We start from the raw sequence: 25,061 nt of genomic DNA, 5'->3' as shown, positions 1-25,061 counted from the left end.
CCAGCCGCAGATCGCGTGGCTTCAGTGTCCGGCCCTCGTCGCCCAGTAATCCCAGGCGCGGGCGAGCACCGGCGGTTCGAGGTTCTTCGCGCCGGAAAGCGCGATTTCACCCGCCGTCAGCGGCGTCACGCCGCCGAAGGGCAGCGATCGCAGCAGCACATCACCGTTGCGGCAGAGCTGGATCGTGCGCATGACGAGCTCGCGCAACGAACCGCCGACGACGACTGCGCCGTGACCGCGCAGGAAGACGGCATTGCTGTTTGCGAGCGCCCGGGCAAGCGATGCTGCCTGATCGGCGGTGGAAACCAGCATGTCGGTATCGCCGAATTCCGCCTGGCTGTCCCAGAGAGCGACGCCGGTACCGATCGTCGCGCCGAGATGTGTCACTGGTTTCCAGGCGATATCGGCGACACAGAAGGGCATAATCGCCGGCGAGTGGAAATGCGCGACAGCCTTGACGTCCGGCCGCGCCTTGTAGATGCCGCCATGGATGACGCGTTCGATATAGCCACGTCGCTCGTCGTCGCCGAGAAGCTTCGAGTCGAGATCGTAGCGCTGCAGATCCTCGACCACGACCAGCTCGGGGCTGCGCGAGCGGGAGATGAAGTATTCGCCGTCGGCCTGCGGCGAGCGAAGGCTGACATGGCCGAAGGCATCGAGCACGTCCTCGCGGGCGAGGATGTGATTGGCGGTGACGAGTTCGGCGAGATCGCTGGCAAGTTCGCTCATGGCAGCCTCACACGACAACCTTGGTCATGATGCCCGCCGGGAAGATCTCGTCCGGCGTCATCAGGCGGCTCGCGATGCCCTGCTGGTGGGTGTAGAGCAGCATCTGCTCGAAGGTCTTGCGGTTCTTCTCGATGCCGAAGGGGAAGGGATCGCTGCCGAAGATGTCGCGCATGCGCCGCGCATAGGTCGGCAGCCAGGCGAGCGGATAGCGCGAAACCGCCGGATCGAAGAGCCGCTCCAGGCTGCGGCGCTTGGATTCCTCGAAGGCGTTGTAGAGATTGCGGGCGATCCAGGGGCTTTCGTCGAGAAGATGCTTCTTCATGGCGATGATGTGCATGATCGGCCAGACGCCACTCTCCTGGTAATAATCCTCCTCGATCTCCAGGAAGTTCGGGAAGAGGCGTTCGACGCGCGGGTCCTCTTCGAGGAAGCAGGTCGGCGGGCGGGCGATGATGGCACAGTCGATCTCGCCGGAGGCCAGCATCTCCGACAGCGACTTGTCGGCGACGCGCGTCAGCGTCACGCCTTCCGGCAAGGCAAGATCGACCTTCTCCTCGCGGCCCGGCGCATTGGCGCCGGCCTGATACCAGTGGACGTCCTGCAGCTTGACGCCGCCTTCGTTATGCATCCAGCCGCGCATGTAGACGGCCGCCGAATGAGCCCATTCCGGCGAGCCGACGCGCTTGCCCTTGAGGTCGGCCACGCTTTTGATGTTGCTCGCCTTGTTGACGTAGAACGAGCTGAAACGGAAGAGCCGCGAACAGATGACCGGCAGGCCGATGATGTCGCTGTCGGGGCGGCTCACCTGCGCCATGAACTTGGCGAAGGAAAGCTCGCTGACGTCCCATTCGCGATTGAAGGTGAAGCGGGCAAAGATCTCGTGATGGCTGAGCATTGACCAGGTGAGGTCGATCCCTTCGGGCACCACGGTCCCGAGCCGCAGATCGCGGAAATGGTCATAGTCGGTCGTGGCGATAGAAAGCTGCTTGCGGCTCATGGCATTGTCCTGGGATATGGCACTGGAAACAGGCGCTGGCATTCAGCGCAGGATAACGTTGACTTTCGCGGGCTTGATATTGACGAGGATCCGCCCGCCGATCGGCGTCCTGACGCTCGGATGGACGCGCGCCAGAAGCTTCGCCTTGCCGACATTGACGATGTAGTCTACGCATTCGCCGAGGAAGACCTTGCTGTCGACGATGCCGTCGAGGACATTGCCGGAAAGGCTCTCGCCGTTGCCCGGCTCGACGAGGTGGATGTTCTCCGGGCGCACGGCGACCGTCAGATTGTCCTTGAGGTCAAGCTCCTCTTCGGCGCTGACGTCGATCTTGCCGGCCGGCGTCTCGACGGCCCAGCTGCCGCTCTCCTGACCGCGGCCGAGCACCTTGCCTTCGAGGAAGTTGCTGGAGCCGATGAAGTCGGCGACGAAGCGGGCGGCGGGCGCCTCGTAGATTTCGCGCGGCGTGCCGAGCTGGACGACCTGACCGGCATTCATCACAGCGATCTGGTGCGACAGCGCCAGGGCCTCCTGCTGATCGTGGGTGACATAGAGCGTCGTCAGGTTGAGCTCGCGCTGCAGCCGCTTCAGCTCGAAGCGCATCATCTCGCGCAGCTTGGCGTCGAGGTTCGACAGCGGCTCGTCGAGAAGCAGCAGGCGCGGCTCCATGATCAGGGCGCGGGCGAGCGCCAGGCGCTGCTGCTGACCGCCCGAAAGCCTGGTCGCTTCGCGGCCGGCGTAGTCGCCAAGAGCGACGGCTTTCAGCACGCGTTCGACTTTCTCCTCGATCTGCTTCTTGGAGAATTTCGTCTTGCCGACGTGCAATGGGAAGGCGGCGTTCTCGAAGACGCTCATATGCGGCCAGATGGCGTAGCTCTGGAAGACCATGCCGAAATTGCGATGGTTGGGCGCCACGAAGATGCCCTTGCCGGCGGCGAAGACCGGCTTGCCATCGACGGTGATCGCGCCCTTGACGGGACGTTCGAGGCCCGCGATCGAACGCAGGGTCGTGGTCTTGCCGCAGCCCGAGGGACCGAGCAGCGTAAAGAGCTTGCCCTGCGGCACCTCGAAGGACACGTCCTGGGCGGCCTTGACGACCTTGCCCTTGCCATCCGCATATTCCGTGCTCAGACCCTGCACACTCAGCATGGTATTCTCCTCACATTCCCTGCCGGTCGGATCATCGATCCGATAATTTCTATCAGGCTGGCGCCCCCACGTTCGGACGAGGGGCGCCCTGCCCGTTCATTTTACAGTCGCATTGAAGGTATCGCGCCACTTGGCAAGCTGATCCAGCATCTTCGCCCCATCGACGACCTGGACGTTCAGGCCTTCCGGCAGCGGCACCAGCTTAACATTCGCGGGCGTGAAGCCGCGATCGGCGAGAATCTTCTGGCCGTCGGTCAGCGTGAATTCCTGGAAGAGCAGCGCGGCGGCGGGATGCGTCGCCGTCTTGGCAACACCGAGGCCGTTGACGCGGGCGACGGAGGGACCGAGCTGCAGCTTCTGGATCGGCGCGCCGTCCTTGTTCATCTGGTCGACCTTGTAGAGGTAGTTCGTCAGCGACACCGGCACTTCGCCGGAGACGACAAGGTTGGTCAGCAGCGTATGACCCTTGCGGAGCGAAATGCCGTTGGTCTTGGCCAGCTTCTGGAAGAAGTCTAGACCCTGCTGCTCGCTCGGGAAGCTCTGGTCGATCGTCGCCAGCCAGTCATAGGCTTCGGCTTCGAGACCGATCTTGCCGGACCACTTGGGATCGAGCAGATCATCCCAGCTCTTCGGCACGTCGGCGTCGGAAACGAGCTGCGTGTTGTAGGAGGCAGTGATGATGTTCAGGCGGCTGCCGACCCACTCCTTGTGGGCAGGGACGGCCTGCGGGAAGATATCGGCCATGGTGGCCGAATTGACCGGCTCGAAAACCTTCTCGCGATGCAGGGCCTCGAGTTCCGGCCCGTTCGTCTCGATGATGTCGGCATCATAGCGACCGGCCTTGATCTCGGTGACGGCACGGCGCAGCACGTCCTCCGAGCTGCCACGCCAGGTGGTGACCTTGATACCGTATTTGGCGGTGAAGGCATCGGTGATGGCGGCGACGTCCTCGACCGGCGTTGCCGTATAGAGCGTCAGCTCGCCTTCCGCCTTGGCCGCCTCCGCTAGCTTCTCCAAGCGGTCGGGGCCGTTGTAATTGGCGAGGTCAGCAAGGCTCGACTGCGCATAAGCAGAGCCTGTGGCAACGGCTCCCAGCAGCGCCATTCCGCCAAGCAAGCGGATGGCCGAAGTCATTTTAAACGATCGCAACATTTTCTCCTCCCGAGTATTCGGTTTGATCGCCGATGGAATTACTTGAACGTCTTTTCGAATTCGCCGCGCCAATCGCCCAGGTTATCAAGGGCGGCATCCGGATTGATCACCTTGACCTGCATGCCTTCAGGCAGCGGCGCGATCTTGATATTGGTCGGCGTAAACTGTCTCTCCGCCAGGATCTTCTGTCCTTCAGTGAGGGTGAAATCCTGATACAGGATCGCGGCATTTGGATGGGGCGCTGTCCGCGCCACGCCAAGGCCATTGATGCGGGCAATAGCCGGGCCGATCATGAACCGCTTGATCGGAGCACCGTCCTTTTCCATTTGCGCGACCTTGTAGAGATAGACCGTCAGGCCGAGCGGCACCTCGCTGGAAACAACGAGATTGGTCAGCAGGGGATGGCCGTTGTAGAGCCCCGGATGATCGGTCTGCGATAGCTTGCGGAAGAATTCCATCCCCTTTTCTTTGGACGGAAAGGTTCCGGCGGCCGTCGCGAGCCAGTCATAGGCAACGGCCTCGACGCCGAGCTTGCCGGCCCATTTCGGATCAAGCAGTTCCTCCCATGTCTTCGGAAGGTCCGCTTCGCTGACTGCATTCGTGTTGTAGGCCGCGGTGATGATGTTCAGCCGGCTGCCGATCCACTCGTGATGAGGCGGGACGGCATCCCGAAAGATGTCCGCAAAGAGCGGCGACTGGATCGGTTGCAGTAGCTTTTCACGATGAAGCGCCTCGAGTTCCGGTCCGTTCGTCTCGATAACATCAACATCATGACGTCCGGCCTTCAACTCGCCGACGGCACGCCGCAGGACGTCTTCGGAACTGCCACGCCACAAGGTCACCGGTATGCCGTACTTGGCTTCGAATGCCTTGGTAATGACGGTCACATCCTCGACGGGGGTGACGGTGTAGAGCGTTAGAGCGCCCTCCTGCTTTGCGGCGGCGACCAGCTTGTCCATCCGATCGGCGCCGGTATAGCCGGCGATCTGGTCGATGCTGGACTGGGCGTGGGCCCCAGTGGCCAAGGCGGCCGCAGCAATGGTTCCCAATAGCATCCCACAGCGCCAGAGCCGCTGCACATTCTTCATGAATTCAGGCATTTTGTCCTCCCATGCCAATCCTCGAGGCTTCTCCTCAAGCCTCCTTGACGCCGAAGCGTTTGCCGACCCACTGGGCCAGCATGACGATCGTGAACAACACCAGGATCATCATCACGCCGAAGGCCGAGAGTTCGACATACTGGCCGTTCTGCCAGAGCTCCCAGATCACCACCGAGACCACCTCAGAGCCGGGGCTGTAGAGAAGGACCGAGCTCGACAGTTCACGGATCGAGACGACTACGATGTAGATCCAGCCCGCCACCAGGCCTGGCTTCAGGAGCGGTAAGACGATGCGCCAGAAGCTCTGGCCCCAGGAGGCACCGCTCATGGCGGCGGATTCCTCAAGATCCTTGTGGATCTGCAGCATCGACGTTGTGTTGTAGCGGATGCCGTAGGGCATGAAGCGGGTGAGATAGGCGATCAGGATGATCCAGGTCGTGCCGTACACGCCGATATCCAGATAAAGATAGAAAATCATGATCGACAGGCCGAGCACGAGACCGGGGAAGACCATCGGCAGCGAGGCAAGGTTGTCGAGCAGCCAGCGGCCCGGCAGCTTGGTGCGAATGACGATCCATGAGATCACGGCTGTCAACAGCATCAGGCCGGTCGCCGCGCTGAAGGCAAGGATCGCACTGTTCCAGACCGCCTGGCCGACGGCCGGATAGTTGATGACGGTCACATAGGCATTCAAGGAAAGCCGGTGCATCGCGCTCCAGGAGGGCACGCTGTAATATTTGTTCAGGGACGACCAGAGAAGCACCAGGAACGGCAGGATAATCACCAGCACCATGTAGACGACGATCAGGACGGCGGCAGGAACGCGCCACGGGCCAAGATCGAACGGCCGCGGGCGAAAACCCTTTCCGGTGACGGTCGAATATTTGCTGCCCTTAGTCGACAGTCGCGACTGGAAATAAATGCCGAAGGAGGCAATCACCAGAAGAAGGATCGCATAGGCCGAAGCGAGGCCGACATTGCTCGGATATTCGCGGATCGCGTCATAGATCGACGACGTGAAGACCTCGATGCCGACAGGCGTGCCGAGCAGCGCAGGGACCTCGAAAGATTCGATCGAGCGCGTGAACATGATGAAGAAGGCTGCGACCAGCGCCGGCCAGACAAGCCTCAGCGTGATCCGGAAGAGGATCTGCCAGATCGAAGCACCGGACATCAGCGCCGATTCCTCGAGCGACGGGTCCATGGCGCGGAAGGCCGCCGACATCAGCAGGAAGGCGACCGGCGAATAGTGCAGGCCCTCGACCCAGATCATCCCGCCCATCGAGTAAATGTTGAAGACAGGTCCGGCGATGCCGAAGGTATTTTTCAGGACAAGATTGAAGAGGCCGATCTGCGGGCTCGCCATCATGATCCAGGAGACGGTGAAGAGGATCGACGGGATGACGAGCGGCACGATCGAAGCCGCATAGAAGAGCATCTTGAAGGGTGTGTTCGTTCGCTCGTTCAGCCACGCGAAGAGCGTGCCGATCGTCAGCGACAGACAGGCTGTGCCGGTCGCGAAAATCACCGAATTGCGGAACAGCGGCAGGATGCGGCTGTCGCTGAAGGCCTTTGTGTAATTATCGAGGGTGAAGACGGCAGGCACATCGCCTGCCGCCGGGGTCATGAAGCTCTGCCAGATCAGAAAGACGAGAGGCACGAGGGCGAGCCACGCGACGGCGAGGATCACGGCCGCGATGACCAGCCATTTCGCGTTGATCCTCGCAAGGGGTCCATGGTTTTGCGCCATCTTGGCGTAAGTACTTTCCTGCAATGACATGAAGGCCTCCCAACCGACGTCTTTCCTCCGGGTCCGTCAGGACCCGGCCGGTACAGCGAGGTTATCCTTATGATAACCGGCAATGCGCTGATAGTTTGTGGAGAGCTGCTCGAGATCTTCACGGCTAATGACGTCGTCAATATGATCGAACGGCTTGTCCTCGGTGCGCAAGAAGACTTCGCGCAGGATCGCATCCGGCGGATTGGCGCGATTTGTCAGCACGACCTTGGCGGTTGCCGGGCGGCGGATCGCCTCATAGGCATGCATGGCCTTGATCGGATCGCCTTCACGGACGAGCGCGTCGGTCAGCGCGCGGCAATCGAGGATCGCCTGGGCCGAGCCATTCGCGCCGCGCGGATACATCGGATGGGCGGCATCGCCGAGCAACGTCAGGCGACCGAAGGTCCACTGGTCCAGCGGGTCCTGGTCGACCATTGGATATTCGAGGATCGCATCGGCGGCCTTGAACATCGCCGGGCAATCGAGCCAGTCGAATTTCCAGTCCTTGACGACGTCGAAGAAGTCTTCGAGGCGGCCCGGCTTGTTCCAGTCGCGCTGCGACTTGTACTTGTCGGTCTCGATGTCGACGACCCAATTGATGAGCTGGTTGCCTTCGGCGTCGATATTGTCGCGGATCGGGTAGATCAGCACCTTGGCGGTGTTAAGCCAGCCGACGCGCACCATGCTGGCGCCGGTCAAGAACGGCTTCCAGCGCGTGACGCCGCGCCACATGTTGATGCCGGAATACCGCGGCGGGCCTTCGTTCGGATAGAGCTGCTTGCGGATCCTGGAGTGGATTCCCTCGGCACTGACAACCATTTCGGCCTTGACGGAAGGCCGGGCGGAACCGTCGCGCGGATCGACGAAATGCAGGGTTACGCCGCTGTCGTCCTGGTCGAAGCCGGTGCAGGACCAGCCGGTCATCAGGCGGTCAGCGCCGATGCGCTGCTTGAAGGCCTCGACGAGGACCATGTGCAGGTCGCCGCGATGGATGGAGAATTGCGGCCATTCGTAGCCGGCATGGCGACCCGTCGGCTCGGTGAAGATATGCTGGCCATGGCGGTTGTAGAAACCGGACTCGCGGGTCGTGATGGCGACCTTCGCAAGCTCTTCCTCGAGGCCGAGCTGGCATAGTTCGCGGGAGGCATGCGGCAGAAGATTGATGCCGACGCCGAGCGCCTTCAGCTCGGGCGCGGCCTCGTAAACACGGGATGGGATTCCCTTTTCGTGCAGCATCAGAGCAAGCGTCAGCCCCCCGATCCCACCACCAACAATCGTGACTTCCATAGTCGACTCCAAATGTCCTGGCCGGGAAACCCGGCAAAGTTCGAATAGGGCATCGTCCAACAGGATTGGAAARTGCCGATGTCGCTTCAGATGAAAGCTGCAGGCAATGGAAACCCGTTCGCCGAAGCAACGCTCCGACAGCGGCAGTTATTCCAGATTTTGCCGATCATCCTCCGATAGGCACCGGTTGCTCTTTCATCGCCCGAACCACTCGCGCGTCCTCACTCGAAAGAACCATCCGATGTTGGAAGGACCCTAGAAACAAAATTGACATTCATCAAATAGATAGATTTTTTGAGGTCATAGCGAAAACAGATGACTGAGGTCCCTCACCGTGAAACACTCAAGTGCGGCTGGCCTGACCTTTGCTATAGGGCACGTGGCTTCGATCCCGTCGCTCGCACTATCATGCCCGAGGGCACCGACTTCCGACGGCAACGTCCCTTGGCCTTTATAATCTCTTGCGAATGTGCTTGTATGCGCGCGCCAGAAGGACCGCGGTTGGGGCTGCGCATAGTTGTAAGCTAGTCTTGTGGGAGTATGGCAATGGTTTACGATTGGGATGGCACAAGAGCGCGACGTCTCAAATTGTTCAGGGCAGGAACGGCGTTCATGATCGCGATTGCGGTCGTCGGAATACCGCTTCTTTTCTTCGCAGCAAAGCTGCACAACCTCTACGGCTGAATTGGCAAGTTCGTTGCCCGGTATAAGCAGGCGTGACCCAATGGCCGCGCCTGCTAGTGAGGACTGATTTAGCCGAGCTTTGCAGCGATCTTGGCGACGTGAGCGCCCTGATACTTGGCTGCCTCAAGCTCGATCGCTGAAGGCTGGCGGGATCCATCGCCATCCGTGATGGTGGATGCGCCGTAGGGCGAACCGCCCTTGATTTCATCAACACCCATCTGGCCCTGGAAAGCATAGGGAAGACCGGCAACGACCATGCCCTGGTGCAGGAAAGTGGGGATGAAGCCGAGGATGGTGGATTCCTGGCCGCCGTGCTGCGTGGCCGAGGACGTGAACACAGAGCCTACCTTCCCGACCAGCTTGCCGGCGAACCAGAGGCCGCCCGTCTGATCCCAGAAATTGCGCATCTGCGAAGCAACGGTTCCGAAGCGCGTACCCGCACCGACGATGATCGCGTCGTAATCGGCAAGTTCGTCGACCGTGGCGATCGGGGCAGACTGGTCCATCTTGTAGTGCGACGCCTTGGCAACCTCAGCAGGAACCAGTTCCGGAACGCGCTTGACGGTGACGTCCGCGCCGACCGACTTTGCGCCTTCGGCGACGGCGTATGCCATGGTTTCGATGTGGCCGTAAGCCGAGTAGTAGAGCACGAGTACCTTAGCCATTTATCTAACTCCATCAATTGCGTTTGAATTCGTGAACGTGCGGAGTTGTAGCAGCGGTGTGTGTCGAACATAGCCCCACGCGGCAGAACGCACTGTTCAATGGTCATAGACGAAAACTTGCTTGCAGCCATTTCCCAAGTTGGCGGCGGCGACACGGTTTGCAAGACAGGCGAAGGGCGCTACCTATGTGGGAACGCAAATGTTCGGAAATTTCCAATGACCAATGAGACGATTGTCACCGCCGCCATGCTTGCCATTGGCGACGAACTCTTATCCGGCCGCACCAAGGACAAGAATATCGGCCACCTGGCTGACATGCTGACGCTTTCCGGCATCGACCTCAAGGAAGTGCGCATCGTCGGTGACGAGGAGAATGCCATCGTCGAGGCTCTCAATGCGTTGCGCGCAAAGTACGATTATATCTTCACCTCGGGAGGTATCGGACCGACCCATGACGACATCACCGCCGATGCCGTATCCGCAGCGTTCGGGCTGCCCTGCGAATACGATGCTGACGCAATGACCCTGCTCGGCGAGATGTACGCGCGCCGCGGGCTCGAATTTACGGAGGCCAGAAAGAGAATGGCTCGCATGCCCAAAGGGGCGCGCCATATCCCCAACCCGGTCTCGACCGCGCCCGGGTTCGTGATCGGCAATGTTCATGTCATGGCCGGCGTGCCGCAGGTCTTCCAGGCCATGGTCGACGCGGTCATCCCGACATTGCGGACCGGCACGCGAGTGCTCTCGCTCGGTATCTCCTGCCCTTATGGTGAAGGCGACATCGGTACACCGCTTGCTGCGATCCAGAAAGCTCATCCGGAGACGAGCATCGGCTCCTATCCCCGCTATATTGGCCAGGCGTTCTCAACGGAAATCGTCGTCCGCGGACGCTCACAGGATGCGGTCGATGCAGCGGGAGATGATGTGCGCGCTATGATCGAGACCATCCGCCAATCAAAGGAGGTGGCTGAAAACCGCTCGGCAGAGGCGTAGCATCGAGGTGATCCCGGTTCGCCGTTGATATGCATCAAAGAAGCGGCGCCCTCGCCGGCGCATTCTCGTTGAAAATTAGTCGATTTCATCCGCGTAAGGAGAATTGCTGATGTCTTACAAAACCATACTTGCCATTCTCGATACCGTCGATAACGCCACAGCCGTGGCCGATTTTGCGTTTGCCATTGCCGCACAGACCAATGCCTACGTTATCGGACTTCATGCGGAAACCGTCGCGGTCGTGCCGCTCGTAGCACCGATGGAGATACCCGACCCCGTCGCCGTGCAGGCGCTGCAGGACATGGCGCGCGCGCAAACGCTCGAAATCGAACGCATCTTCCGCAGGAAGGCGCAGGCTGAAGGCGTTTCCCATGAATGGCGCAGCTTCGCCTCATCCACCGGCTACGGCTCGGCGCCGCTGATCGAAAGCGCCCGAAGCGCCGACTTGCTCATCGCCTCACAGGCCGATCCGTTGAAGCCGTCCGACAGTCACGTAGACATCGACAACTATCTCTTCGAAAGCGGTCGCCCGGTTTTGATGATTCCTTTTGTGATGCGCCAGCCGAAACCGATCAAGCGTGTCCTCGTCGCATGGAACGGCTCAAGGGAGGCCGCGCGTGCGGCGTTCGATGCCTTGCCCATCCTGAAGGCGGCCGCCGAAGTCGAGATTTTCTCCGTCGATCCCGTCGACAATGCACTTCAGTCTGCGGCCGTCGCAGGCGCCGACATTGCTGCGGCTCTTTCCCGTCACGGCGTCAAGGTAACTCTGGCAACTGCGCAAAGCGTTGACAAGTCCGCCTCGGCTGTCATCGAGAACCGCCTCTCCGACAGCAGCATCGACCTGCTCGTCATGGGCGCTTACACGCATTCGCGTCTCTGGCAGTTGATCTTCGGCGGCACCACGAGAACGCTGCTGCAATCAATGACGGCCTTGACGCTGCTGTCGCGATAAGAATCGCGAGGGGCTTGCGTTTTGCCTCCGGAATCCGTTAATTGCGGCGACCGATGACGAGCTCCGGCTTCGGTCCTCCTATCGCGCAGTCTCGGCTGCGCGATTTGCGTTTGGCCGATCGCGGAATGCCTTGTCCGGCCGCCGGCAAACGGCGTGTCATCATTCATGCCGCGGAGCACACCATGTCTCTTCCCGATAAAGCCTTTCCCGTTTCCTGGGACCAGTTCCACCGCGACGCGCGCGCGCTCGCTTGGCGTCTCGCCGGGCTCAAGCGCGATTTCAAGGCGATCGTCTGCATCACGCGCGGCGGTCTCGTACCCGCGGCAATCATCTCGCGCGAACTCAATATCCGGCTGATCGAAACGGTCTGCGTCGCCTCCTACCACGACTACGTGAACCAGGGCGAAATGATGCTCCTGAAGGGCATTGCACCGGAGCTGACCGCCGACCAAGGCGAATCCGTCCTGGTCATCGACGATCTTACCGATACCGGCAAGACCGCCTCCGAAGTTCGCTCGATCTTGCCCAAGGCACACTTCGCCTGCGTTTACGCGAAGCCCCAGGGCGTGCCGACGATCGATACGTTCGTTACGGAAGTCAGCCAGGACACCTGGATCTACTTCCCCTGGGACATGGGGTTCACCTATCAGGAACCGATCTCCAAGGCCGGCCGCGGCTGAGCGCTATCCGCGGCGCAACCAAACAGATTGGTGACAATTTCAAATTGCACCAATCTTTGTTTAACTAACCCATCGGATTCCGCTATCGCGTCGGCCGCGCTGACCTTATCCTTCAAAGCAATTCCCGCGCGGCACCCTTGTCGCGTTGCGGACTTGCGTTAGAGGTTAAGTCGCGGGGCGCGACCTTGGAATGAATATGATGCGTTGGGGCTATGTCGAGATAGCGGCGGCTTTCGGTTTGTGTCTCTGTCTCTCGCATTTGACCGCTTCGGCGGAGCCGGCCTATGTGTCCGTCGTTCGGAAATATGTCGAGACAACAGTCAAGCCGATGGTGAATGTCGCGATCGTCAAGAAGGCGATCGAAGCTCAGAATACCAAATTCAGCAAAATCAGCGACATGGACATCCAGGTGCTGGATAACACCTATCGGTCCGAAGTTCTGGCCGGCGGTTGGCAGATGGTGAGGCAACTGCTCAACAAGCCGGTGTCGCGATACCTCAAATCCAAGCAGGATGATTCGCAGGGCGCCATCGTTGAATTCTTCGTGACCGATCGCCACGGACTCAATGTCGGCCAGGGCACGATAACCAGCGACTATTGGCAGGGCGACGAAGACAAGTTCCTGAAAACATTCGGAAGACAGTCCGACGACATATTCATTGATCGGGCCGAGCGCGATGAACAGACACAATTGCTGGAAACGCAGGCAAGTTTCGTCATCAATGATGAAAACGGACAGCCTATAGGCATCGCAACGGTGACGATTGCGATCGACGCATTGTGATTGAAATTAACATGAACGAATCGGCTGTCGCATTTGGCCGGCAAAAGCTGCAACCAAATCAACACGGTCGCAACTTTTCTTAGATTTTTTACGCTCCGGGACGACGAAAGCTCGCAACCCATTGAATTTCTTGCACGACTTTCTTTTCCCCATTCTCCACAGCCCGATCCACAATATGTTGTGGTGAACGCTTCATTAAAAACAACCTCTTGACGGAATCGCACGATTCAAACTTAATAGGTTCCGATGTTGCGACGGCAGTTGGACCGGAATTAACGAGGCCGGTTCCCTCCAAAAATCGAGCGTAGAATCAGGGTGTTGCGTCCATGAAGGGCGACCGCCATGAGGGGTTTCGTGCGCGATTTTTATCTTCCGGAAAAGTGACATCCGGGGCTGGCGATAATAAGCTGTTAATACTATATTTAGTGTTTGCAGCCACGATCACTACAAGATACGGGAGAAGCATCTCCGGATGACACTCCTGTGATAGTACGGAAACGAGAACTGGCTGCGCTCCTCACGGCGCGGCCGGAGGTGGTAACTTGCGCCTTGGTCGACGGGGACGGGGCGCGCAAGCTAGAGGTTAGAGAAATGCGCATAGAACGCCGTTTCACGAAGGCAGGACTGAGCGCTTACGCGGACATCGAATTCCGCAAGGCGACGAGCGAGATCAAGAACCCGGACGGGTCGATCGTATTCCGCCTCGAGAACATCGACGTTCCGGCGCAGTTCTCCCAGGTCGCCGCCGACATCCTGGCGCAGAAGTATTTCCGCAAGGCCGGCGTTCCCGCCAAGCTGAAGAAGGTCGAGGAAAACGAGGTTCCTTCCTTCCTGTGGCGTTCGGTTGCCGATGAAGCAGCTCTGAAGGATATTGCGAAGGACCAGCAGTACGGCTCCGAAACCGACGCGCGCCAGGTCTTCGACCGTCTCGCCGGCACCTGGACCTACTGGGGCTGGAAGGGTGGCTATTTCTCCTCCGAGGAAGACGCCCTAGCCTTCAAGGATGAACTTGCCTACATGCTTGCCACCCAGCGTGTTGCCCCGAATTCCCCGCAGTGGTTCAACACCGGCATGCACTGGGCCTACGGCATCGACGGCCCCGGTCAGGGCCACTTCTATGTCGACCCCTTCACCGGCAAGCTGACGAAGTCGAAGTCAGCTTACGAACATCCGCAGCCGCACGCCTGCTTCATCCAGTCCGTTGAAGACGATCTCGTCAACGAAGGCGGCATCATGGACCTGTGGGTCCGCGAAGCACGCCTCTTCAAGTACGGCTCCGGCACCGGCTCCAATTTCTCCTACCTGCGTGGCGAAGGCGAAAAGCTGTCCGGCGGCGGCCGTTCTTCCGGCCTGATGAGCTTCCTGAAGATCGGCGATCGGGCTGCCGGCGCCATCAAGTCGGGCGGCACGACGCGCCGTGCGGCCAAGATGGTGGTCGTCGACATCGACCATCCTGATATCGAAGAGTATATCAACTGGAAGGTGAAGGAAGAGCAGAAGGTTGCTGCCCTCGTCACCGGTTCCAAAGTTGTCGCCAAGCACCTCAAGGCAATCATGAAGGCTTGCGTCAACTGCGAGGCTGACAACGGCGATTGCTTCGACCCGAACAAGAACCCTGCCCTGAAGCGCGAAATCCGCGCTGCCAAGAAGGACCAGGTTCCGGAGAACTACATCGGCCGCGTCATCCAGTTCGCCCGCCAGGGCTACAAGGATATGGAGTTCAAGACCTACGACACGGACTGGGATAGCGAAGCTTACCTTACCGTATCCGGCCAGAACTCCAACAACTCGGTCTCGATCAAGGACGACTTCCTGCGCGCCGTTGAAAGCGACAGCGACTGGCAGCTGAAGGCCCGCAAGGACGGCAAGGTTATGAAGACCTTGAAGGCGCGCGACCTGTGGGAGTCGATCTCCTACGCCGCCTGGGCATCGGCCGATCCGGGCCTGCACTTCAACACGACGATGAACGACTGGCATACCAGCCCGGCTGCCGGCCCGATCCGCGCATCCAACCCGTGCTCGGAATACATGTTCCTCGACGACACGGCCTGCAACCTTGCCTCGCTGAACCTCATGCAGTTCAAGGATGCCGCCACCAAGCGCATCAACATATCAGACTACGAGCATGCGGTTCGCCTGTGGAGCGTTGTTCTCGAAATCTCCGTGATGATGGCGCAGTTCCCGTCGAAGCGGATTGCCGAGCTCTCTTACGAATATCGCACGATCGGCCTCGGCTACGCCAACATCGGCGGCCTGCTGATGTCTTCCGGCATTCCCTATGACAGCGACGAAGCCCGTGCCATTGCCGGCTCCCTGACCGCGATCATGACCGGCATTTCCTACGCCACCTCGGCTGAGATCGCTTCCGAGCTCGGACCGTTCCCGATGTTCGCGCCGAACCGCGAAAACATGCTGCGCGTCATCCGCAACCATCGCCGCGCCGCTTACGGCGAGACGTCTGGCTATGAAGGCCTGTCGATCAACCCGGTCGCGCTCGTCCACTCCGAGAACCCCGACCAGGATCTGGCGGCTCATGCCAAGAGCGCCTGGGACAAGGCTCTCGAGCTCGGCGAAAAGCACGGCTACCGCAACGCCCAGGCAACCGTCATCGCGCCGACCGGCACGATCGGCCTCGTCATGGATTGCGACACAACCGGTATCGAGCCTGACTTCGCACTGGTGAAATTCAAGAAGCTCGCCGGCGGCGGCTACTTCAAGATCATCAACCGCGCCGTTCCGGAAGCCCTGCGCACGCTCGGCTACTCCGAGAGCCAGATCGCCGAGATCGAAGCCTACGCTGTCGGCCACGGCAATCTGAACCAGGCGCCGGCCATCAACCCCTCGACGCTGAAGGCCAAGGGCTTCACCGACGATAAGGTGGAAGCCGTCAATGCCGCGCTGAAGTCGGCCTTCGACATCAAGTTCGTCTTCAACCAGTGGACGCTCGGCGCCGACTTCCTGAAGACGACGCTGAAGGTTTCCGACGAACAGCTTGCCGACATGAGCTTCAACCTGCTCGAGCACCTCGGCTTTGCCAAGAAGGACATCGAAGCTGCCAACGTTCACGTCTGCGGCGCGATGACGCTGGAAGGCGCACCGTTCCTGAAGAACGAACACCTCGCCGTCTTCGATTGCGCCAACCCTTGCGGCAAGATCGGCAAGCGTTACCTCTCGGTCGACAGCCACATCCGCATGATGGCTGCTGCCCAGCCGTTCATCTCGGGTGCGATCTCCAAGACGATCAACATGCCGAACGACGCGACGGTCGACGATTGCAAGAGCGCCTACATGCTCTCCTGGAAGCTCGGCCTGAAGGCAAACGCTCTCTACCGCGATGGCTCCAAGCTGTCGCAGCCGCTGAACGCCTCGCTGATCGAAGACGAAAGCGATGAGGACGCACTGGACGATCTGCTGCAGCAGCCGGTCGCCGCCCAGGCCGTCACCATCACCGAGAAGATCATCGAGCGTGTCGTCGAACGCGTCACCCGCGAGCGGGAGAAGCTCCCGAACCGCCGCCAGGGTTACACCCAGAAGGCCGCCGTCGGCGGACACAAGGTGTACCTGCGCACCGGCGAATTCGGCGACGGCCGTCTCGGCGAGATCTTCATCGACATGCACAAGGAAGGTGCGGCCTTCCGTGCGATGATGAACAACTTCGCGATCGCCATCTCGCTCGGCCTGCAATACGGCGTGCCGCTCGAAGAGTATGTGGAGGCCTTCACCTTCACCAAGTTCGAACCGGCCGGCATCGTCATCGGCAACGACGCGATCAAGAACGCCACGTCGATCCTCGACTACGTGTTCCGCGAACTCGCCGTCTCCTACCTCGGCCGCCACGATCTGGCGCATGTCGATACGTCCGACTTCTCCAACACGGCGCTCGGCAAGGGGATCCAGGAAGGCAAGACGAACCTCGTCTCGACCGGTTGGACCCGTGGCTACAAGCCGACCCTGGTAACGGGCAACGAGCGTCAGGCAGGCGGGGAGCCGAAGGGTGCCGCGACGGCGGCCCCGGCGCGCGCATCCTCCGGCGCCACGGTGACCTCCTTTGCGGGTGCTGCCGCCCGCAAGATCGAGCCGACGCTTGCCGTCTCCTCCTCTGAAATCGTCGCCTTCAAGCGCGACTACGAGGAGCGGGCAAAGGAACTGGCCGAAGAGATCGCCGAGGAAGTGGCCGAGGAGATCGCAACCGAGACCCAGCAGCAGGCAACCGCCCTCTTCTCCGACAAGGCCGCCGCCGACGCGGCATCGGCCAAGACGGAGGCCAAGAAGGTCGAAGCCGAACGCCGCGCCCGCTCCATCATGCAGGGCTACACGGGCAACATGTGCTCCGAATGCCAGAACTTCACGATGGTCCGCAACGGCACCTGCGAGAAGTGCGACACCTGCGGCGCGACGAGCGGCTGCAGCTGATAACCGGCAATTCCGGCGGTTGGTGATGATGATGATAGCTTTCACCCCTCACCCGCCGGAACGTTGTCCGACCCAGGTCGGGAACTTGACGCGAAGACAAAAGTCAAAGAGCGGCCCTTGGCCGCTCTTCTGCTGTGATCAACGGCAACCTCGGCAAGTGACCGCCGGCGAAAGCGCCTTCTTCCCACGCGGCATTCCGCACCAGCTTATGAACCCGAGCGACAATCATTGCAGGCACGTCCTGATCGACACCCCTGCTCTCTTCGATCAGTTTATCAAGGAAGACGGACCTGACGAAGTCTTCGGGCCACCGACTGCGAAGGGAATTGAGCGTCTGCGGGCGACCTGCCCCAGGTTCGGCATCACCCTGCTCTCGAACTGCCCAACGCCTCAGTAAGTCAACGCCAGGCGCAACGGCATAACCAGGGCCCAGCTTAATGTTGAGGCCCAATTCGAGGGCTCCACGCCAGACCAGCCCTCGAAACCGATGTTGCTTCTGTACGGGCGCGTTACCGGCGCTATCCGTCCACAGGGGTGTTATACACGCAAGCATCACTGCCATTCTTCAACATGGCATCTTCCCTTCTTCTTGATTTTGGTCAAATTACCGTTGGCTCGCAGCGCCGCTAACGTCGCGTTATGACGAGGACGTAGAGGGGCAGCGACGCGAGTCAGGCTTTGCCCGACGCCCGACAATATGGGCACCGGCAGGATGCTTGCGTGCCTTTACCACCAATGCAATCACATCCAGAAAGAGGACTTCATCATGCCATTCATCAAGACCACGGACGGAACCGAAATCTTCTACAAGGATTGGGGTCCAGCCACCGCCCAGCCTATTGTTTTCCATCACGGCTGGCCGCTCAGCGCTGACGATTGGGACGCGCAGATGATGTTCTTTCTGGACAAGGGCTATCGCGTGATTGCCCACGACCGGCGCGGCCATGGCCGTTCCAGCCAGACGTGGCAGGGCAACGAGATGGACACCTATGCCGCCGACGTCGCGGCCCTCACAGATGCGCTCGATCTCAAGAACGCAATCCATGTCGGCCATTCGACCGGCGGCGGTGAGGTTGCCCACTACGTCGCCCGCGCAAAGCCCGGACGCGTCGCCAAGGCGGTGCTGATCGGCGCCGTGCCGCCGATCATGGTCAAGTCGGACAAGAACCCCGGTGGCCTGCCGCTCGAGGTCTTCGATGGTTTCCGTGCCGCGCTCGTCGCCAACCGCGCGCAGTTCTTCCTCGACGTGCCCGCAGGCCCGTTCTATGGCTATAACCGCCCGGGTGCCAAGGTCAGCCAGGGTGTTATCGAGAACTGGTGGCGGCAAGGCATGATGGGTGGTGCAAAGGCGCACTACGATTGCATCAAGGCCTTCTCCGAAACTGATTTCACCGAGGATCTGAAGCAGATCACGGTGCCGACGCTCGTCATGCACGGCGACGACGATCAGATCGTTCCCTATGCCGACTCCGCACCGCTGTCCGTCAAGCTCTTGAAGCACGGCATACTGAAGACCTATGCCGGCCTCCCGCACGGCATGTGCACGACGCATCCGGATGTGATCAACGCCGATCTGATGGAATTCTTCCTGGACTGAGATGTTGGCTCGACCGCCGGCCTTCTGATGGAACGGAGGCAAGACAACACTCGTAGGCGGGTCCTCTTCGCCCCCGCCTGCGGCACGCCGGATATTTTCTCTTCAAGGGAGGCGCTTGTGATAACGCGAGATACCATTTCGGACGGCTTGTCCCGCCGCGATCTGCTGAAGTTGACGGCCGCGGCAGCAGCGATGCTCGCGTCACGTAGCGCCGTCGCAGCCGACTTCCACCGCTTCAAGCATGGCACGTTCGACATCACGGTCGTCAGCGACGGTTTTCTCACGCTCCCAGTCGAGATCTTGTTGCCCGACGCCACGCCTGAAGAGCGCAAGGCGATCATGCCTCGGCTGGGCGGAAGTTCGGCGGCCGCTCCAGTCCAGGCCAACATTCCGCTGATCCGCCATGGCGACGACCTGATCCTTATCGACACTGGCTCAGGTAACCGCTTCCAGGCCAGCGCGGGCAAATTGGCCGCAAACCTGCAATCGCTTGGGATCGCGCCCGAAGCGATCACCAAGGTGGTTTTCACCCATGCCCATCCGGACCACTCCGGTGCGACGACGACGGCCGATGGAAAGGTCCTTTATCCGAACGCCCAGTATTTTGTCAGCGAAGCCGAGTGGGACTTCTGGACCCACAAGGACTTTGAGATGCACATGCCGTCGGCGCTTCATGATTTTGCGCGAGGCGCGCAACGTGACCTGTTTGCGGTCAAGGACCGGCTGACGCTCTTGCGCCCGGATCAGGAGATCATTCCCGGAATGCGGATTTTGGAAACCCGCGGCCATACGCCGGGCCATGTCTCGATCGAACTGGCGGGCGACGGCGGCCTGCTGATCACAGGCGACGCCTGTACCAACGACGTGATTTTCTTCGAGCATCCCGCCTGGCATTTCGGCTTCGACACCGAACCTGAGATCGCGCTGAAAAACCGCCAGATGCTGCTCGATCGCGCCGCGAGCGAAAAGCTCAAGATGCTCGGCTATCACTGGACCTATCCGGCCGTCGGATATGCCGAGCGCAAGGATGCCTCCTACCGATTTCTGCCGGCTTAGGATCGCCGAATTATCGCGCCTCGGCGGTTTCCTCGAGCGCGGCAGATTGCTGCGGCATTTCTTCCGCAATCTCCTCGGCAACGGCTGCAAGATCGAGGTTGCCCCAGATCGACGCTGACTGGCGACGTTCTGGGCGGCGGGAGGATTTGACTTCGACGACGAACGGCTTCGACTGAGCGCGCATGAGTTTCCTATGAAGAGGCGTTGAACGAATCCATCAACGCCCCAAGCCTATGAAGCGTTCCGCGCTTGCGCAAGGTCGCCATTCGCTTTGAATCCAGCCTCACACAGGCCAGACCGCGACGGAACAAGCATATGGCGAGCCGCGTTTCGGCCTTTCAATCTGCATGGAGCCTCTACGCAAATTCCTGCGAAAAGTCCTTGAAGGAACGATCGATGTCGATTACCTACCACGTCGCCGAACATGATGGCGCCTGGGCCTACCGCCTGGACGATGTCTGGTCGGAAACTTTCCCAACTCACGAAGAAGCATTGGCAGCGGCTAAACATGCCGCGGAGCGACAAAAGCTCGGTGGCCAGGATGCGGACATTACATATCAGCGTGCAGACGGCAGCTGGACAGCGGAACGGTCGAACGGAGGCGACCGCCCCGAGGCCGATGTCGTCGATGACGCCAAGGAAAAAGACTAGGAATGACTATCAAAGAACGCTTTTTGAAGCAGCAGCATGCGTGGATGCTCGGCGCATGCTATTCCCGGAAACATCCCGACTTTCATCGCTTTGGCGGCGTCGATGTTTCGATCTCGCCTCGCTGGAAAGACAGCGTTGAAACCTTCGTCAATGATATGATCGACACCCTGCCGCGCAGCCTCTCCGAGCGCCGGATGGCACTGAGAAACCCGCGCCGCCCGTTCGAACCCGGGAATGTGGAATGGGTATTCGCAAGCAAGCATTACGGCCTTCGCGCTCCTGACGGCACACGGCCCGACATGGCGGACGTTCGCGCGCGCCGCGTATAAACCGCTATTTACTCGTTACAATCTTCGCCGGCGGAAACATGGCTAGGGCCTTCTTTCGCCGGCGAACTGTTTTATGGCGGCAGTAGTCACCCCGAAATCACCAGTCAGTGACGACATGCAAGCCGCTTGCATGACCATCCGTTCGGTGCCCCAGTCGTTGGCTGCCGCGCTTGACGACGTATGTTGCACTCCGGGCCAGTTCGCAGTGCCGCTGAATTCAGTGCGACCGGTGCCGCGCGTTCCTCGTCACCACGATCACAACAAGTCCGACGACGACAGCCAGCGCGCCCCAATAGACCCATGACGTCTGGTTGATCATGAAGCTTTCCGCCGGGTAGGGAAAATAGCCGCTACCCTGCCCCATCCAGACCAGCCCGATAAGGATCAGCACGCCGGCGATACAATAGGCGATCTTCACCATTCAATGTTCCTCCACCATACCAGTTGCGTAACGTCATGCACCCGTCGCGGACGCAGTGCTTCGACGGAGCGCTCTGGCACGCCTTGAGGACCTTACTCTTTCGGGAAATCGGCTCCCAGGCTCGTTTCGCGCCATTCCTCGATCTGCGCCAGCCGTTCGCGCAGCTTGTTGGTGACGTTGTTGTAGCCAAGTTCGCCAAGCACGAGATGCCGCGGTGGGTTCTCCACTTCCGTGATCCGGATCATCGCCTCGCCAGCGCGCACGGGATCGCCGGCTTGCTTGCCGCTGTATTCAGCTGTTTGCCGCATGCGGGCTGCCGCGGTTTCGGCGTAGTCCGGAATTGTGCTCTTCGTCTGCCGGAGTGACCGGCCCGCCCAATCGGTGCGGAACGGACCGGGCGCGACGCAGGTCACCTTGATGCCGAGCGGCCTGCCCTCGGCGTGGAGTGCATCGGAAAAACCCTCCACCGCATGCTTGCTAGCGGCATAGAAGCCGGAGCCAGGAAAGCCGATAAAGCCGGCAACCGAGGTGATGTTGATGATGTGGCCATGCCGGCGCCGCCGCATACCGGGCAGGACAGCGCGGGTTATCGCAAACAGGCCAAAGACGTTCGCCTCGAACTGATCGCGGATTTCCTGCTCTTCCGCCTCCTCTACCGGTGACTGGTAGCCATAGCCGGCATTGTTGACCAGCACGTCGATGCGGCCGAAACGCTGCTCGGCGGCCGCGACTGCCGCTTTGACCTGAGTCGGATCGGTCACATCGAGATCCAGCGCCAGCGTGTTCGCTTCATGAGCGGTTGCCAGATCGGCAACGCGCGCCTTGTCGCGCGCCGTCACGACCGTCGGCCAGCCACGGGCAATGGTGAGTTTCGCAAGCTCACGGCCGAAGCCGGTAGAGCAGCCGGTGATGAGCCAGACGGGAGACTTGTCCTGAGACATATGATTTTCCTGATGCTGTCGGGGACGCCTGAATGGGCGAGAGCGGATTTAGGGCCGCCGCCTGACATTTCCAGCGAATGAGTACGCCGAAAACTGCGTGGATCAGGACAAGCCTGCGCGCCCGATCGGACGCGCAGGCGATAGGAGACTTACTGGAGCGTACGCGTGTGGATGTCCTGGCCGAGCGCGACGCTAGGACGGGCCTGCGTTCCAGCGGCCACGCCGTCGAGGCCCGTCGCCACTACGGAGACGCGGAACTTACCGTCCAGGTTGCGATCAAAGATTGCTCCAACAACGATATCGGCTTCATCCTGGACCTCGTCGCGGATACGGCTTGCCGCCTCGTCCACTTCGAAGAGCGTCATGTCGGAGCCGCCGGAAATCGAGATCAGCACGCCCCTGGCACCCTTCATGGAAATATCGTCGAGCAGCGGGTTGGCAATGGCAGCCTCCGCGGCCTTCATCGCGCGCCCCTCACCCGAAGCCTCGCCGGTACCCATCATTGCCCGGCCCATGCCGCGCATGACGGACTTCACGTCAGCGAAATCGAGATTGATCAGGCCTTCCTTGACAATCAGGTCGGTGATGCAGCCAACACCGGCATAAAGCACGCGGTCGGCGGTCATGAAGGCATCGGCGAAGGTAGTCTTTGCATCGGCGATGCGAAAAAGGTTCTGGTTCGGGATGACGATCACCGTATCGGCTGCCTCGCGAAGCGCCTCGATACCGGCATCAGCGGTCTTCATGCGGCGATTGCCTTCGAACGTGAACGGCTTCGTCACGACTCCGACTGTCAGGATGCCAGCGTCGCGAGCAGCCTTGGCAATAACAGGTGCAGCACCTGTGCCGGTGCCGCCGCCCATGCCTGCGGTGACGAAGCACATGTGGGAACCGGCCAGATGGTCCATGATCTCGTCGATCGATTCTTCTGCAGCTGCGCGGCCGACTTCCGGCAGTGAGCCGGCGCCCAACCCTTCGGTCACATGGGCGCCGAGCTGGATACGGCGGGGTGCCTTGGAGGTCGCCAATACCTGTGCATCGGTGTTGGCCGCAATGAAATCGACGCCTTCGAGATTTTCCGCTATCATGTTGTTGATGGCATTGCCGCCGCCGCCGCCGACACCAATTACTGTAATTCTGGGGCGCATTTCGGAAATTCCGTTCTTGGCGTTCGACATCGCAATCTCCTTCGTGCGTTTTCGTCGTGGCTCCACCTCTTATGGAGCCGAATCGAGCATTAGCGTAGTGGCGCAACAAGGCAGAGCCGGGGCGAAAGAACAAGATGAAGCGTCCTTGAAACTTTATCCGGAACCTTTTTTGCATTCGCGCTTTATTTTGAATCATCCCCTGTCAGAGAGAGGAGCACCGTGCAGATGATCACGCCAGCCACCCGCCACTCAGTTACCCCTCCCAACGAGCATATTCTTACGGCTCAAGAGGCCTTAGAACCACTGTTCCTCAAGATCGAAGAGGAGGCCGAAGTCCGGATGATCGCTGCGGCCATCCGCGCGGGCTGGTCTGCCGAAGATGCCGTGGCGGCCATCGACCAGCTTCGCCGGAACGAACTTATTCCCGGCAGCGGCCACTAAAACCTTTCGGCGGCTTCAAAATATCACTCGCCTTGAGAAAGGGATGACCTAAGTTCAGCGCGACCACCAATCGCGGAAAGATCATCGCATGTCCTTCAGAAATATCTGCATCTTCGGCGCCGGTGCACTCGGCGGCGCCATCGCTGCCAAGCTTGCCTCTTCAATCGGCGCAGAGGCGACAGTTTCGGTCGTTGCCCGCGGCGCTCATCTCGACGCCATCCGACGCGATGGATTGCGTCTCATGGAGGCGGACGTAGAAGCACCCCTCACCATACACCTCACGGCGACCGACAATCCGAGGGAACTGCCGCCGCAGGATCTCCTCATCACCGGGCTAAAGGGCCACCAGCTCAGCGCCGCCGCAGAGGGAATCGGCCTTCTGCTGAAAGATGGCACACGCGTGATGATGATCCTCAACGGCATTCCGTGGTGGTATTTTCATCGCGATCAGGACAGTGGGCATGCGGAACTACAGTTCGATGAGCTCGATGAGGGCGGCAAACTATGGCGACTTGTCGGCCCGGAACGCGTCATCGGCTGCGTCGCCCATCAGGGCGCTGAAGTCAGCAAGCCCGGTGAGATCAGGCTCAGCAACAAAGGGCATTTCATCCTCGGCGAGCCCTCCGGCGACATCAGCAATGATTTGCGCAACGTCGAAGCGCTGCTGCAGCGCGCAGATATCGGCGTGAAGCTCTCGAGCCGAATTCGCGACGACATCTGGAGCAAGCTGATGGGCAACGCCTCCTTCAACCCGATAAGTGCGCTGACGCGATCTTTGATGTCCAACCTGATGGCCGATGCGGCAATCACCGACCAGATCGGCAAGGTCATGAAGGAGGTAAAGGCGGTCGGAGAGGCGCTCGGCGCGAATGTCGGGATGTCCGTCGAGCAGCGACTGGAACAGGCCCGACAGATCGGGCCCGTTCGCACCTCTATGCTCCAAGACCTCTTGGCGGGAAAGTCGCTCGAGACTACGCCGCTGGTGGGAATGGTCGTTTCACTGGGCCGCCTGACGGCAACGCCGACCCCGGTTTCAGAAACGATCCTGGCGCTGGTGTCGCAGCTCGACCGTGAGAATTGCCAAATCGGCTAACTAAGTAGGGCGGCCCGCC

25 protein-coding genes are annotated in these 25,061 nt (G+C 60.3%); 13 read left to right on the top strand and 12 right to left on the bottom strand.

Annotated features, from left to right (window positions below; all coding sequences use genetic code 11):
• Nucleotides 1–21: 21 nt before the first annotated feature.
• From AC1DPR_RS10325 to AC1DPR_RS10295, 7 genes are all read right to left on the bottom strand, one after another.
• Nucleotides 22–729, bottom strand: coding sequence for a class II aldolase/adducin family protein (locus AC1DPR_RS10325; protein WP_018856973.1), 708 nt, complete (start codon nt 727–729; stop codon nt 22–24).
• Between the two features lie 7 nt (nt 730–736).
• On the bottom strand, nt 737–1,726 hold the full coding sequence (locus AC1DPR_RS10320; protein WP_018856974.1) for an ABC transporter substrate-binding protein: 990 nt from the start codon (nt 1,724–1,726) through the stop codon (nt 737–739).
• Between the two features lie 42 nt (nt 1,727–1,768).
• A complete protein-coding gene (locus tag AC1DPR_RS10315) occupies nt 1,769–2,875 on the bottom strand; it encodes an ABC transporter ATP-binding protein (RefSeq protein WP_113470103.1) in 1,107 nt (368 codons plus the stop codon).
• A 96-nt stretch (nt 2,876–2,971) separates the two neighbouring features.
• Nucleotides 2,972–4,027, bottom strand: coding sequence for an ABC transporter substrate-binding protein (locus tag AC1DPR_RS10310; protein WP_246733654.1), 1,056 nt, complete (start codon nt 4,025–4,027; stop codon nt 2,972–2,974).
• Nucleotides 4,028–4,065: 38 nt separating this feature from the next.
• Entirely contained in the window at nt 4,066–5,127 is a 1,062-nt protein-coding gene (locus tag AC1DPR_RS10305) for an ABC transporter substrate-binding protein (RefSeq protein ID WP_049809236.1), read from the bottom strand.
• Nucleotides 5,128–5,161: 34 nt separating this feature from the next.
• On the bottom strand, nt 5,162–6,907 hold the full coding sequence (locus AC1DPR_RS10300; RefSeq protein WP_018856978.1) for an ABC transporter permease: 1,746 nt from the start codon (nt 6,905–6,907) through the stop codon (nt 5,162–5,164).
• Between the two features lie 36 nt (nt 6,908–6,943).
• Nucleotides 6,944–8,194, bottom strand: a complete 1,251-nt coding sequence (locus tag AC1DPR_RS10295) for a flavin-dependent oxidoreductase (protein WP_018856979.1) — start codon at nt 8,192–8,194, stop codon at nt 6,944–6,946.
• 546 nt (nt 8,195–8,740) lie between these two features.
• On the opposite strand from AC1DPR_RS10295, the gene AC1DPR_RS10290 reads away from it, so the two are divergent.
• The gene (locus tag AC1DPR_RS10290) at nt 8,741–8,878 is read left to right on the top strand and encodes a hypothetical protein (RefSeq protein ID WP_018856981.1); all 138 of its coding nucleotides are present in this window, start codon (nt 8,741–8,743) and stop codon (nt 8,876–8,878) included.
• Nucleotides 8,879–8,946: 68 nt separating this feature from the next.
• Here AC1DPR_RS10290 and wrbA read toward each other — a convergent pair whose 3' ends face one another.
• Nucleotides 8,947–9,543 (bottom strand): NAD(P)H:quinone oxidoreductase type IV, encoded by a 597-nt coding sequence (wrbA, locus tag AC1DPR_RS10285; protein WP_018856982.1) that lies wholly within the window; start codon nt 9,541–9,543, stop codon nt 8,947–8,949.
• A 216-nt stretch (nt 9,544–9,759) separates the two neighbouring features.
• Between wrbA and AC1DPR_RS10280 the strand changes: the two genes are divergently transcribed.
• The 8 genes from AC1DPR_RS10280 (at nt 9,760) to AC1DPR_RS10245 (ending at nt 20,018) form a co-directional block, all read left to right on the top strand.
• Nucleotides 9,760–10,536 carry a competence/damage-inducible protein A gene (locus AC1DPR_RS10280; RefSeq protein ID WP_018856983.1) on the top strand — a complete coding sequence of 259 codons (777 nt, stop codon included), beginning with the start codon at nt 9,760–9,762 and terminating at the stop codon, nt 10,534–10,536.
• Between the two features lie 109 nt (nt 10,537–10,645).
• Nucleotides 10,646–11,488, top strand: coding sequence for a universal stress protein (locus AC1DPR_RS10275; RefSeq protein WP_018856984.1), 843 nt, complete (start codon nt 10,646–10,648; stop codon nt 11,486–11,488).
• Nucleotides 11,489–11,670: 182 nt separating this feature from the next.
• The gene (gene gpt / locus AC1DPR_RS10270) at nt 11,671–12,168 is read left to right on the top strand and encodes a xanthine phosphoribosyltransferase (protein ID WP_025659992.1); all 498 of its coding nucleotides are present in this window, start codon (nt 11,671–11,673) and stop codon (nt 12,166–12,168) included.
• Nucleotides 12,169–12,364: 196 nt separating this feature from the next.
• Complete coding sequence (locus AC1DPR_RS10265; RefSeq protein WP_018856986.1) at nt 12,365–12,952, top strand: hypothetical protein; 588 nt, start codon at nt 12,365–12,367, stop codon at nt 12,950–12,952.
• A 591-nt stretch (nt 12,953–13,543) separates the two neighbouring features.
• Entirely contained in the window at nt 13,544–17,365 is a 3,822-nt protein-coding gene (locus tag AC1DPR_RS10260) for a vitamin B12-dependent ribonucleotide reductase (RefSeq protein ID WP_113470102.1), read from the top strand.
• A gap of 157 nt (nt 17,366–17,522) precedes the next feature.
• The gene (locus AC1DPR_RS10255) at nt 17,523–17,762 is read left to right on the top strand and encodes a cupin domain-containing protein (RefSeq protein WP_156828752.1); all 240 of its coding nucleotides are present in this window, start codon (nt 17,523–17,525) and stop codon (nt 17,760–17,762) included.
• 369 nt (nt 17,763–18,131) lie between these two features.
• Nucleotides 18,132–18,962 carry an alpha/beta fold hydrolase gene (locus AC1DPR_RS10250; RefSeq protein ID WP_113470180.1) on the top strand — a complete coding sequence of 277 codons (831 nt, stop codon included), beginning with the start codon at nt 18,132–18,134 and terminating at the stop codon, nt 18,960–18,962.
• 192 nt (nt 18,963–19,154) lie between these two features.
• Nucleotides 19,155–20,018, top strand: a complete 864-nt coding sequence (locus tag AC1DPR_RS10245) for an MBL fold metallo-hydrolase (RefSeq protein WP_083929854.1) — start codon at nt 19,155–19,157, stop codon at nt 20,016–20,018.
• 10 nt (nt 20,019–20,028) lie between these two features.
• Here AC1DPR_RS10245 and AC1DPR_RS10240 read toward each other — a convergent pair whose 3' ends face one another.
• Nucleotides 20,029–20,202 carry a hypothetical protein gene (locus AC1DPR_RS10240; protein WP_018856991.1) on the bottom strand — a complete coding sequence of 58 codons (174 nt, stop codon included), beginning with the start codon at nt 20,200–20,202 and terminating at the stop codon, nt 20,029–20,031.
• 212 nt (nt 20,203–20,414) lie between these two features.
• Between AC1DPR_RS10240 and AC1DPR_RS10235 the strand changes: the two genes are divergently transcribed.
• Together AC1DPR_RS10235 and AC1DPR_RS10230 are read left to right on the top strand one after the other, a co-directional pair.
• Nucleotides 20,415–20,669 (top strand): DUF2188 domain-containing protein, encoded by a 255-nt coding sequence (locus AC1DPR_RS10235; protein ID WP_026371762.1) that lies wholly within the window; start codon nt 20,415–20,417, stop codon nt 20,667–20,669.
• A gap of 2 nt (nt 20,670–20,671) precedes the next feature.
• Nucleotides 20,672–20,998, top strand: coding sequence for a hypothetical protein (locus AC1DPR_RS10230; protein WP_018856993.1), 327 nt, complete (start codon nt 20,672–20,674; stop codon nt 20,996–20,998).
• A gap of 217 nt (nt 20,999–21,215) precedes the next feature.
• On the opposite strand, the gene AC1DPR_RS10225 is transcribed toward AC1DPR_RS10230, so the two are convergent.
• The 3 genes from AC1DPR_RS10225 to ftsZ all read right to left on the bottom strand — a co-directional run bounded on the left by AC1DPR_RS10225 (nt 21,216) and on the right by ftsZ (nt 23,538).
• Complete coding sequence (locus tag AC1DPR_RS10225) at nt 21,216–21,419, bottom strand: hypothetical protein (RefSeq protein ID WP_018856994.1); 204 nt, start codon at nt 21,417–21,419, stop codon at nt 21,216–21,218.
• Nucleotides 21,420–21,511: 92 nt separating this feature from the next.
• A complete protein-coding gene (locus AC1DPR_RS10220; RefSeq protein ID WP_018856995.1) occupies nt 21,512–22,360 on the bottom strand; it encodes an oxidoreductase in 849 nt (282 codons plus the stop codon).
• Nucleotides 22,361–22,509: 149 nt separating this feature from the next.
• Nucleotides 22,510–23,538 (bottom strand): cell division protein FtsZ, encoded by a 1,029-nt coding sequence (gene ftsZ, locus AC1DPR_RS10215; RefSeq protein ID WP_018856996.1) that lies wholly within the window; start codon nt 23,536–23,538, stop codon nt 22,510–22,512.
• A 195-nt stretch (nt 23,539–23,733) separates the two neighbouring features.
• On the opposite strand from ftsZ, the gene AC1DPR_RS10210 reads away from it, so the two are divergent.
• Together AC1DPR_RS10210 and AC1DPR_RS10205 are read left to right on the top strand one after the other, a co-directional pair.
• Nucleotides 23,734–23,949: a hypothetical protein gene (locus AC1DPR_RS10210; RefSeq protein WP_029792471.1), complete on the top strand. Its 216-nt coding sequence runs from the start codon at nt 23,734–23,736 to the stop codon at nt 23,947–23,949.
• A gap of 88 nt (nt 23,950–24,037) precedes the next feature.
• A complete protein-coding gene (locus AC1DPR_RS10205) occupies nt 24,038–25,042 on the top strand; it encodes a 2-dehydropantoate 2-reductase (protein WP_113470100.1) in 1,005 nt (334 codons plus the stop codon).
• The last annotated feature ends 19 nt before the right edge of the window (nt 25,043–25,061 follow it).

Source organism: Rhizobium sp. 01T417, assembly GCF_056398905.1.
This window is presented reverse-complemented; position numbering and strand designations above follow the sequence as displayed.